This window comes from Amycolatopsis sp. NPDC026612 (assembly GCF_040638285.1).
GTDB lineage: Bacteria > Actinomycetota > Actinomycetes > Mycobacteriales > Pseudonocardiaceae > Amycolatopsis.
Genome location: NZ_JBEZYB010000150.1, coordinates 1 through 9,859, shown reverse-complemented (window position 1 = coordinate 9,859; position 9,859 = coordinate 1). Strand labels below are relative to the sequence as shown.

General features: G+C 73.6%; 8 protein-coding genes. 4 read left to right on the top strand and 4 right to left on the bottom strand.

The genetic code is table 11. The features are described 5' to 3' along the window. Positions 1-1,328 precede the first annotated feature (1,328 nt). Positions 1,329-1,526 (top strand): hypothetical protein, encoded by a 198-nt coding sequence (locus AB0F15_RS44295; RefSeq protein WP_360283834.1) that lies wholly within the window; start codon positions 1,329-1,331, stop codon positions 1,524-1,526. On the opposite strand, the gene AB0F15_RS44290 is transcribed toward AB0F15_RS44295, so the two are convergent. Then, positions 1,523-2,467: an ATP-binding protein gene (locus AB0F15_RS44290; RefSeq protein WP_360283832.1), complete on the bottom strand. Its 945-nt coding sequence runs from the start codon at positions 2,465-2,467 to the stop codon at positions 1,523-1,525. The two genes, AB0F15_RS44295 and AB0F15_RS44290, sit on opposite strands and share 4 nt — an antisense overlap. Before the next feature lie 128 nt (positions 2,468-2,595). Between AB0F15_RS44290 and AB0F15_RS44285 the strand changes: the two genes are divergently transcribed. Together AB0F15_RS44285 and AB0F15_RS44280 are read left to right on the top strand one after the other, a co-directional pair. Then, on the top strand, positions 2,596-4,002 hold the full coding sequence (locus AB0F15_RS44285; protein WP_360283830.1) for an RNB domain-containing ribonuclease: 1,407 nt from the start codon (positions 2,596-2,598) through the stop codon (positions 4,000-4,002). Beyond that, positions 3,999-4,772: a helical backbone metal receptor gene (locus tag AB0F15_RS44280; RefSeq protein WP_360283828.1), complete on the top strand. Its 774-nt coding sequence runs from the start codon at positions 3,999-4,001 to the stop codon at positions 4,770-4,772. The genes AB0F15_RS44285 and AB0F15_RS44280 overlap by 4 nt, the downstream gene beginning before the upstream one ends. A gap of 117 nt (positions 4,773-4,889) precedes the next feature. On the opposite strand, the gene AB0F15_RS44275 is transcribed toward AB0F15_RS44280, so the two are convergent. From AB0F15_RS44275 to gabT, 3 genes are read right to left on the bottom strand one after another with little or no spacing between them, the layout of a single operon-like run. Beyond that, positions 4,890-5,408 (bottom strand): hypothetical protein, encoded by a 519-nt coding sequence (locus tag AB0F15_RS44275; RefSeq protein WP_360283826.1) that lies wholly within the window; start codon positions 5,406-5,408, stop codon positions 4,890-4,892. A 5-nt stretch (positions 5,409-5,413) separates the two neighbouring features. Then, positions 5,414-6,841 (bottom strand): aldehyde dehydrogenase family protein, encoded by a 1,428-nt coding sequence (locus tag AB0F15_RS44270; protein WP_360283824.1) that lies wholly within the window; start codon positions 6,839-6,841, stop codon positions 5,414-5,416. Further along, positions 6,838-8,193 (bottom strand): 4-aminobutyrate--2-oxoglutarate transaminase, encoded by a 1,356-nt coding sequence (gabT, locus tag AB0F15_RS44265; protein ID WP_360283822.1) that lies wholly within the window; start codon positions 8,191-8,193, stop codon positions 6,838-6,840. Before gabT ends, AB0F15_RS44270 begins: the two co-directional genes overlap by 4 nt. 107 nt (positions 8,194-8,300) lie before the next feature. Between gabT and AB0F15_RS44260 the strand changes: the two genes are divergently transcribed. Next, a complete protein-coding gene (locus AB0F15_RS44260) occupies positions 8,301-9,770 on the top strand; it encodes a PucR family transcriptional regulator (protein WP_360283820.1) in 1,470 nt (489 codons plus the stop codon). Positions 9,771-9,859 lie beyond the last annotated feature (89 nt).

Below are 9,859 nucleotides of genomic sequence, written 5' to 3'. Positions count from 1 at the left end.
GCCGCAGCCGCCGGCCGCGCAGTCGTTGCCGGCGCAGCCCGCTGCGCCGGCGAGAGCTGCTACGAGTCCTGAGGTGCCCGCTGCACCGGCTGCTGAAGTGCAAGGCGCATCTGGCGCCGTTTCGCAGCCGTCGGCGGGCGCGGAGCTGGCCGCTGAAGCGCCGGCGGAGGCCGGTGCAACTCCGAAGCCGGCCGCCGCGTCGGGCGGTGCGCAGCCGGTCGCGGGAGTGCAAGCGGGGCCCGGTGCCGTGTCGCAGCCGCCGGCTGCGTCGGGCGATGCTTTCCAACCTGCCTCTCCGCAGGTGCAGCCTCCGGTGGTCGGGTCTCACCTGCCCAGGCCGCCCTGGGGGACCGCCGACCTGTCGGTTCCAAGCGCCGGCCCAGGCCTGACCCCAGGCGTCGCGCCGGTACCGGGCACCGGTGCGGTCCCTGCGCCGGTCCAAGCCATGGGTCCGGTGCCGGGAACCACACACGGCATCAGCCCGGCGCCCGCGCACGGCACCGGCCCTCAGCCGGGTGCCGCACCTGCGAAGGAGGCTGACGCGACCGGCGCCGCGCAGGCATCCGGCTCCGCGCCAGGCAGCGGGCCGGCCGGTGTCGCTCCCGCGGCCGGCTCCGCCCCGATCCCCGGCTCTGCGCAGGGCATTGCCCCGGCCGGTTCCCCCGTGGGGCCCGGCGCCGCACAGAGCACCGGCCCGGCCGGCCCGCCGATCGCTCCTGGCTCCGCCGCAGCGCTTGGCTCCGCACAGGGCGCAGGTTCGCCCAGCTCCCCGGTGGCTCCTGTCCCCGCCCCGGCGCCCGGCGAGGCAGAAGGCGTCGGCTCAGCCGGTGCCCCCGGCATAGCCCCGGCGCCTGGCTCCGCACCGGCCCGCCCGCCCGTGGCACCCAGCTCCAGTCCGGCACCCGGCTCTACCCAAGGCTTCGCCCCGGCCTCGAGCCGTCCGCCGGCCCCCACCCCCCAGCCCGCCCCACCCCCCAAACCCGTCTTCCCCGGCCCGGAGTCCACCCCCCAGCCGTTCCCCGCCCGCCACGCCGCCCCCGCTCGGCCCGTCTTCCCCGGTCCCGGCACCATGCCCCCGGTACCGCCGTCGGCGCCGAACGCCCGACCCGTCTTCCCCGGCCGCGACACGCCACTGCCGCAACCCTCAAATCCGCGGCAAGAGCCCGCCACGCCGCCTCGGGGCACGCCTCGGGGCTGGTTCGACGAGTTTCCCGAACAGCAGGCCGAGAACGAAGATCCGCCGGACTTCGGCCCCACCGGTCAGCCGACCGAGATCCCGTACCGGTACAAGCGCTGACAGCCGGGCCTTCGGGTGCGAACCTGGAACCATGTCCAAAGACCCGAACCCGGACCAGGGGTGGTACTACAACACCCGCACCCACCAGGTCGAGCACCTCGAACGCAGTCGCAGCGTCGACCTGCTCGGCCCGTACCCGGACGAGGCCAGCGCCCGGCGGGCGCTCGACATCGCGCGGGAACGCACCCGGCAGGCCGACGCCGCCGATGCCTCCTGGAACGACGACTAGACCGGCAGCACCGGGCTCAGCACGAACTCCGGGTCCACCTGCGAGACGAGGTCGGCGCCTGCCCAGGCCCGCGCGTTTCGCAGGTGGAACTCGACGGCTTGGCGCTGGTAGCGCGCCCAGTCGCGGTCCTCGGCGTCGACCGTTGCCCGCATCGACTGCAGCGTCTCCCGGTTGCGCGGCTCGAGTTCGGCGATCGGCCGGGCCGAGCCCCGCTCCGCCGCGCGTACGTGCCGCGAAGCCGACATCCAGCCCAGCAGTGCTTCGCCGACCTGCTCCTGCAGGAACTCGACGTCGTCCGCGTCCGTCACCTTGTTCCCGACCACCACGAGCCGCACGCCGAAGTCGCGGGCGTAGTCCGCGTACTGGCGGTAGACCCCCACACTGCGGACCGTCGGCTCGCACACCAGGAACGTCACGTCGAACCGCGTGAACAGCCCCGAAGCGAAGGCGTCCGCTCCCGCCGTCATGTCCATCACGACGTATTCGCCGCCGACGTCGACCAGGTGGTTCAGCAGCAGCTCCGCCGCTCCGACCTTCGAGTGGTAGCACTTGACGCCGAGGTCGTCCTCGTCGAACTGGCCGGTGACGCCGAGCCGCACGCCGCCCAGCTGCCGGAAGCACGCCGCGAAGACCGGGTTGTCCTCGAACGGCCGGACCAGCCTCGACCCGCGCCCCGGCGGGGTCGTCTTGATCATCGACGCCGCGTCCGGGATGCGCGGGTTGTCGCCGCGCAGGTAGTCCTTGATCAGCGCCATGTTGTCGCCCAGCGTCGGCCAGGCGAGCGCTTCCTCCTCGGTCGCGCCGAGCGCCACCGCGAGGTGCTGGTTGATGTCGGCGTCGATGGCGAGCACGGGCAGGCCGGCGTCGGCGAGGTACGCCACGAACAGCGACGACAGCGTGGTCTTGCCGCTGCCGCCCTTGCCGACGAACGCGATCTTCACGGTCGGTTCCCTTCTGGCAATGAAGACGGTTTTCATTATTACCGCGGCAACGTACACCCGACCGGCCCGCGCCCGATCGGGCGATCGCCGGGCCCGGCGCGGGTTAGGGTTGGGGGGTGCCTCCCCTCGTGATCAGGACACACTCCGCGGGCGGGGACTTCGGCCCCCTGCGCGCCGAGTTTTCGCTGCCGGAGTCGTTCGGGCCCGAGGTGCTGGCCGAGGCGGAGGCGGCGGTCCTCGACCCGCTCGCCAGCGCCGGCCCCCGCGAGGACGCGACGGACCTGCCGTTGGTGACCATCGACCCGCCCGGCGCCAAGGACCTCGACCAGGCGATGGTCGTCGAGAAGACCGCACACGGCTTCCGCGTGCACTACGCGATCGCCGACCTCGCCGCGTTCGTCCCGCCCGGCGGCGCGCTCGACCGCGAGTCGCGCCTGCGCGGGCAGACGCTGTACCTGCCCGACGGGAACGTCCCGCTGCACCCGCCGGTGCTGTCCGAAGGCGCGGCCAGCCTGCTGCCCGGCGAGGTCCGGCCCGCGGTGCTCTGGACCATCGAGACCGACGACGCGGGCGAGCCGACCACGACCCGGGTGCGCCGCGCGCTGGTCCGGTCCACCGAGCAGTTCGACTACGAGACCGTGCAGGCCGCGCTCGAAGCCGGGCACCTGCACCCGTCGGTGGCCGCGTTGCCGGAGCTGGGACGGCGACGGCGTGAACTGGCCGTCCGGCGCGGCGCGGTCGAACTGCAGCTGCCGGAGCAGGAAATCACCGGCGACCCGGACGGCGGCTGGGTGCTCGCCCGCCGCCCGCGCACGGCCGTCGACGCCTGGAACGCCGAAATCTCCCTGCTCACCGGGATGGCCGCGGCGCGGATCATGATCGACGCGCGGATCGGCGTCCTGCGCACACTGCCCGACCCCGAGCCCGAAGCCGTCGACTGGCTGCGCCGCTCGGCCGAGGCGCTCGGCATCGAGTGGGCGCCGGAGGCGACGGTTTCGGAGTTCCTGTCCAAGCTGGACCCGGGGCAGCCGGCGTCGATGGCGCTCTACGCCGACACGACCCGGCTGCTGCGTGGGGCGGGCTACACCGCGTTCGACGGCGAACTGCCCGCACTGACGACGCACGCGGGCATCGGCGGCGCGTACGCGCACGTCACGGCGCCGATCCGGCGGCTGGTCGACCGGTTCGCCACGGAGATCTGCCTCGCCGTCTCGGCCGGCCGCGAGGTGCCGGCCTGGGTGCGGGCGGCGCTGGCCGACGTGCCGGAGCGGATGAGCGCGTCGGACACCCTCGCCGCGAAGGTCGAGCGGGCGTGCATCGACCAGGTCGAGGCGTGGGTGCTCGCCGAGCACGTCGGCGGCGAGTTCAGCGCGGTGGTGCTGCGGGCGGACGAGAACAAGGCGGAGATCCTGGTCGAGGACCCGACGGTGATGGCGAAGTGCGCGGGGGAGAAGCTGACCGCGGGCGAGCGGATCGGGGTCCGGCTGACCGCGGTCGACGTCGAGAAGCGAAAGGTGTCGTTCGAGCGCGCATGACGTACCTGGTCGACGACCTCGGGGAGCCGGTGCCGTTGGGTGGTCCGGCTTCGCGGGTCGTCTCGCTGGTTCCGTCGCTGACCGAAGCGGTCGAGGTGAGCGCGCCGGGCCGCCTCGCCGGCGCCACGGACTACTGCACGCATCCGTCCACTTTGGATGTCCAGCGCGTCGGCGGGTCGAAGTACCCGGACGTCGACCGGATCGTCGAGCTGGCCCCCGATCTGGTGCTGGCCAACTCGGAGGAGAACCGCCCGGAGGACGTGGCTCACCTGCGCGCCAACGGAATCCCCGTCTGGGTGATGGCCGCGGCCGCGTCCGTGCCGGCCGCGCTGGGCTCCCTGCGGCGCATCCTGACGCAGGCATACGAACTGGACGAGCCGGATTGGCTGGTCGAGGCCGAAGAGCTCTGGCGAGCGGTGCGGCCGGTGCGGTTCCACGCGGTGGTGCCGGTGTGGCGCAAGCCCTGGGTCGTCCTGGGCCGCGACACGTTCGCGGGTGACGTCCTGCGCCGCGTCGGCGTGGCCAACGTCTACGCCCAGGACGCCGAGCGCTACCCGCGTCCGGACGTCGAGGAGCTGCGCGCCCACCTGCGCGCGGACGCGGACCTGCTGGTGCTGCCGGACGAGCCGTACGCGTTCACCGAGGACGACGGGCCGGACCACTTCCCGGACGCGCGGTACGTCCTGGTCTCCGGCCGGCACCTCACCTGGTACGGCCCGTCGCTGGTCGAGGCCCACGCCGCGCTGACGGAGGTGCTGGCCGGGCGGTGAAGTCGAAGCCGCCCGCCGGCGCGGCACGGACGCTGTCGGCGACCTCGGCGGGGCGGACCGTCCAGCGGTAGTCCGTGCCGTCGACCGTGATCGGCCGGGAACCCCTGCGGGACAGGGTCATCCGGACTCCCGAGCGTCCAGGCCGCGCAGCCACGCTCCGAGGCGGTCGAAGTGCTCCTGGGTCAACCCGGTGTGCGCGTCGACCGGGATCAGCTCGGTCGGCAACCCCCGCCGGCGGTCGAGGAACGCGGTGCGGGCGGCCGGGAACAAGTCGAAGTCGTCGTCGAACCAGGCCAGCGGGCGGCCCGCGGCGAAGCGGGCCACCGGGCCGAACTTCCACGACGCCGCCGGCGCGGGGAACTCGATCACCGCCAGCGGCGGCAGCCCGATCGCCGGGCCCACCTGGACGTTCGCCCGGTGTTCCCAGCTGCTCGCCCAGGTCAGTTCGGCGTTCGCGGGGCGGGCCAGGGCGAGCAGCGTGGGGCCGTGGGCCGGGTTCAGCCAGAGCCGCAGCCGCTTGCGGCTCCAGCGGGAGAGCCGCAGCGGGTGCTCGACGTAGCCGGCGGGCTTCGCGTGGCGCGGGGCCGCCCACGGGCTCAGCGGGCCGTCCACGTCGAGCAGGATCAGCGGTCTCATCGTGCTTACAGTGTCAGGCCGGTCAAGACCGTCACCCGCTCCTCGGTGAAGTCCGCCATCGCCGCTGCCGGGCCCTCGCGGCCCACGCCGGAATCCTTCACCCCTCCGTAGGGCATCTGGTCCGCCCGGAAGCTCGGGACGTCGCCGACGATCACGCCGCCCACCTTCAACGCCGCCGACACCTCGAACGCCGTCGGGAGGTCGCGGGTGAACACGCCCGCCTGCAGCCCGAAGCGGGACGCGTTGATCCGCGAAACCCCGTCCGCCACCGAGGACACCCGGACCAGCGAGACCACCGGCCCGAAGACCTCCTCGGCCAGCACCGACGCCTCCTCCGGGACGTCCGCCAGCACCGTCGGCTCCACCGTCGCGCCCGATCGGCCGCCGCCGGTCAGCACGCGGCCGCCCGCGGCGACCGCTTCGGAGATCCACGAGGAAACCCGGGAAGCGGCGTCGAGGTTGATCAGCGGGCCGACGTCGACGCCCTCCTCACGGGGGTCCCCGGTCCGCAGCGCGTGGACCTGCGAAAGCACTTTCTCCGCCAACGCGTCGTAAACGGAATCGTGCGCGTACACCCGCTGCACCGAGATGCACGACTGTCCAGCCTGGTACATCGCGAACGTCGCGATCCGCTGCGCCGCGAAGTCCAGGTCGGTCCAATCAGGACAGACGAGGACCGCGCCGTTGCCACCCAGCTCGAGGGCCACGTGCTTGCGCGGCACGCGGTCGCGGATCGCCCAGCCCACCGGGACCGAGCCGGTGAACGACACCACCGGCAGCCGCGGGTCCTCGACCAGCCGCGACGACGTTTCGTTGGCCACCGGCAGGATCGACCACGATCCCGCCGGAAGGTCCGTCCCGGCCAGGATTTCGCCGAGCAGCAACGCCGTCAGCGGGGTGGCGGGCGCGGGCTTGAGCACGATCGGCGCGCCCACCGCGATCGCCGGCGCCACCTTGTGCGCCACCAGGTTCAGCGGGAAGTTGAACGGCGTGATGCCCAGCACCGGTCCCCGCGGCACGCGCCGGACCAGCGCCAGCCGGCCGGTGCCGCCCGGGTCGGTGTCGAGCCGCTGCAGCTCGCCCGAGAAGCGGCGGGCTTCCTCGGCGGCCCAGCGGAACGTCGACACCGCGCGCCCGACCTCGCCGCGGGCCCACTTCAGCGGCTTGCCCGACTCCGCCGTGATCACCGACGCGATCTCTTCGGACCGTTCACCCAAGGACCGGGACACGTGGTCCAGCGCCCCGGCGCGGACGTGCGCGGGCAACGTCGCGAACTCGTCGGCGACGTCGGCCGCGGCCTGCACCGCGGCCTCGACGTCCGCGGGCGACGGAACGAAGTGCGATCCGGCCTCGGAACCGTCGTAGGGGTGACGGACGAGCGCCGTCGAGCCGCCGGCCACCGGCTTGCCGGCGACCCAGAACGGGAAAGTCATGCGCGGGCCTCCGTGCGGACGGCGTGCTCGAGAACGGCCAGACCCTCGTCGAGCAGGTCGTCGGCCAGAGACAGCGGGGGCAGCAGCCGGACGACGTTGCCGTAGGTGCCGCAGGTCAGCACGACGACACCGGCGCGGTGGCAGGCGGCCGCGACGCGCTTGGTGAGGCCGGCGTCCGGCTCGGTGGTCCCGGCGCGGACGAACTCCGCGGCCAGCATCGCGCCGCGGCCGCGGATGTCGCCGATGACGCCGGTCTCGGCGGCCAGCGCCCGCAGCCGGGGCCGCACGACGTTCTCGATGCGCTTGGCCGACTCCACCAGGTTCTCGGCCTTCATGGTTTCGATCGAGCCGAGCGCCGCGGCGCAGGCGATCGGGTTGCCGCCATACGTGCCGCCGAGGCCGCCCGGCGGGACGGCGTCGAGCAGTTCGGCGCGCCCGGTGACGGCGGACAGCGGCAGGCCGCCCGCGATGCCCTTGGCCGTCGCGATCAGGTCCGGCACCACGTCCTCGTCGGTGGAGGCGAACCAGGAACCGGTGCGGCAGAAGCCCGTCTGGACCTCGTCGGCGACGTACACGACGCCGTTTTCGCGGCACCAGGCCGCGATCGCGGGCAGGAAGCCGCGCGCCGGCTCGATGAAGCCGCCTTCGCCCTGGATCGGCTCCACCACCACCGCGGCCACCTGGTCGCCGCCGAGCTGCTTCTCGATCCGGTCGATGGCCAGTGCGGCCGCCTCGGGGCCGGACAGCCCGTCGCGGAACGGGTACGAGCCCGGCACGCGGTAGATCTCCGGCGCGAACGGCCCGAAACCGTGCTTGTAGGGCACGGACTTCGCGGTCATGCCCATCGTGAGGTTGGTGCGGCCGTGGTAGGCGTGGTCGAACACGACGACGGCCTGGCGCCCGGTCGCCACGCGGGCGATCTTCACCGCGTTCTCGACCGCTTCGGCGCCCGAGTTGAACAACACCGACTTCTTCGCGTGGTCGCCCGGCGTCAGCTCGGCCAGCGCTTCGCAGACCTCGACGTAGCCCTCGTACGGCGTGACCATGAAGCAGGTGTGGGTGAACAGGGCCGCCTGCTTGCGGACGCCGTCCACCACAGCGCGCACGGAATGCCCGACGTTGGTCACCGCGATGCCGGAGCCGAAGTCGATCAGCACGTTGCCGTCGGCGTCGGTGAGGAGTCCGCCGTCGGCGGAGGTGACGTAGACGGGCAGCACCGAGCTGACCCCGGCGGCGACGGCGTCGATGCGCCGCTCCTGCAGCTTGCGGGAGAGGGGACCGGGGATTTCGGTGTGCAGCCTGCGCTGCCGGGGTGCCGGGGCCTGCGCCTCGGCGGTGGTGCTTGCGGTCACGGCGTGCTCCTGCGGACGCGGTCGGGTGGACGTCCTCAGGATGAGCGGGGCCACGGTCGCCCGTCAGCTGGCCGTTCTGTCCAGAACAGCGCGTAGAGTTGGCCGTTATGGCACTGACGCTGCGGGCACTGGCCGCCGACCGTGCGCTCGGGCTGCGGGTGCTGACCGGTGAAGCCGTCTTGGACCGGCCGATCGGCTGGGTGCACCCCACGGAGCTGACCGACCCGCAGGCGTTCCTCGAAGGCGGCGAGCTGCTGCTCACCACGGGGCTGGCGCTGGACGACGAGACGTCACCGGGTTACGTGCGAAGGCTGGTCGACGCCGGCGTCGCGGGTCTCGGCTTCGGCGTCGGGCTGAGCCACGACGAAGTCCCGCGCGCGCTGGTCGCGACGGCCGCCGAGGCCGGGCTGCCGGTGCTGGAGGTGCCCCGGAAGACGCCGTTCATCGCGATCACGCGTGCGGTGTCGCGGGCCGTGGCGGCGGACGAGTACGCCACGACGGTCCGCATCGGCCGGGCCCAGCAGGAACTGACCCGCACGGCGGTCGGCACGGGTGGTCCGGCGGGGGTCCTGCGCAAGCTGGCCAAGCTGGTCGACGGCTGGGTGCTGCTGTTCGAACGCGCCACGGTGATCGAAGCCGCTCCGGCGAGCGCGCGTGCGTACGGCGCTTCGCTGCGTGAGGAGCTGGAGCGGCTTCGCACCGGCACCCGGGTGGTGTCGCCGAACGAGGACGAGGTGGTGCTGCAGACCCTGGACACCGGCGCGCGCCGGGTGCTCGCGGTGGGGACCGAGGCGCCACTCGACACGGCGGGGCGGCACATCGTCAACACCGCGGTGTCGGTGCTTTCCCTGGCGCTCGAACAGGATCGCGCTCAGGCGGCGGCCCGGCAGGCGCTGCGGTCCGGGTTGCTGGAGCTGCTGTCCGGCGGCCAGGCCGAACTGGCGTTGCGGGTGCTGGAGACCACGGGTGGTGAGCCGCCGCGGGCGCCTTGGTCGGTGCTGGTCTTCCTCGGGCCGCCCGCCGCCCGGCGCAAGCTGCTCGAAGCGCTGGAGGGGGAGGTGTTCGCGGCGCGCTCGGGCTCGGCGGTGGCCGTCTTCGGCGCCGGCACGGTGGTCGACACAGTGGCCGAGGCGGCGCTGCGGATCGGCGGCCTGCACGGCGGGGTGGCCGGGCCGGTGTCCGCGGACGGGTTCGCGGCCGGGCTGGAGCAAGCGGAGCTGGCGGCCCGCGCCGCGGAGGCCGAGGGCAAGATCCTCATCTCGGCGGCCGAGCACACCGGACGTGGCCTGCTGTCGCTCATCGACCCGGTGGTGGCGCGGGCGTTCGCCCACGGCTTGCTGGCCCCGCTGCGCCGCCACGACGAGACGGGCCGCGGCGACCTGGCCGAGTCGCTGCGCTGCTGGCTGGAGCACCACGGCCACTGGGACGTGGCGGCCGCGCGCCTCGGCGTCCACCGGCACACGCTGCGGAACCGGATCACCAAGGCCCGGGAACTGCTCGGCCGCGACCTGGACTCCCCGGGCGTCCGCGCGGAACTCTGGGTCGCGCTGCAGGCCGAGGGCGGCACTTTCACGTGAAAGCTCCGCCCCCAAGACGTAGCTTTCACGTGAAAGCTACGTCTCCGGCTGTGCGAGGAGGGGACTGAGGGCGGCACTTTCACGTGAAA

Coding starts and splice junctions, on each gene's coding strand:
- AB0F15_RS44295 (WP_360283834.1), top strand. CDS start 1,329: ATGTCCAAAGACCCGAACCCGGACCAGGGGTGGTACTACAACACCCGC.
- AB0F15_RS44280 (WP_360283828.1), top strand. CDS start 3,999: ATGACGTACCTGGTCGACGACCTCGGGGAGCCGGTGCCGTTGGGTGGT.
- AB0F15_RS44275 (WP_360283826.1), bottom strand. CDS start 5,408: ATGAGACCGCTGATCCTGCTCGACGTGGACGGCCCGCTGAGCCCGTGG.
- AB0F15_RS44270 (WP_360283824.1), bottom strand. CDS start 6,841: ATGACTTTCCCGTTCTGGGTCGCCGGCAAGCCGGTGGCCGGCGGCTCG.
- AB0F15_RS44260 (WP_360283820.1), top strand. CDS start 8,301: ATGGCACTGACGCTGCGGGCACTGGCCGCCGACCGTGCGCTCGGGCTG.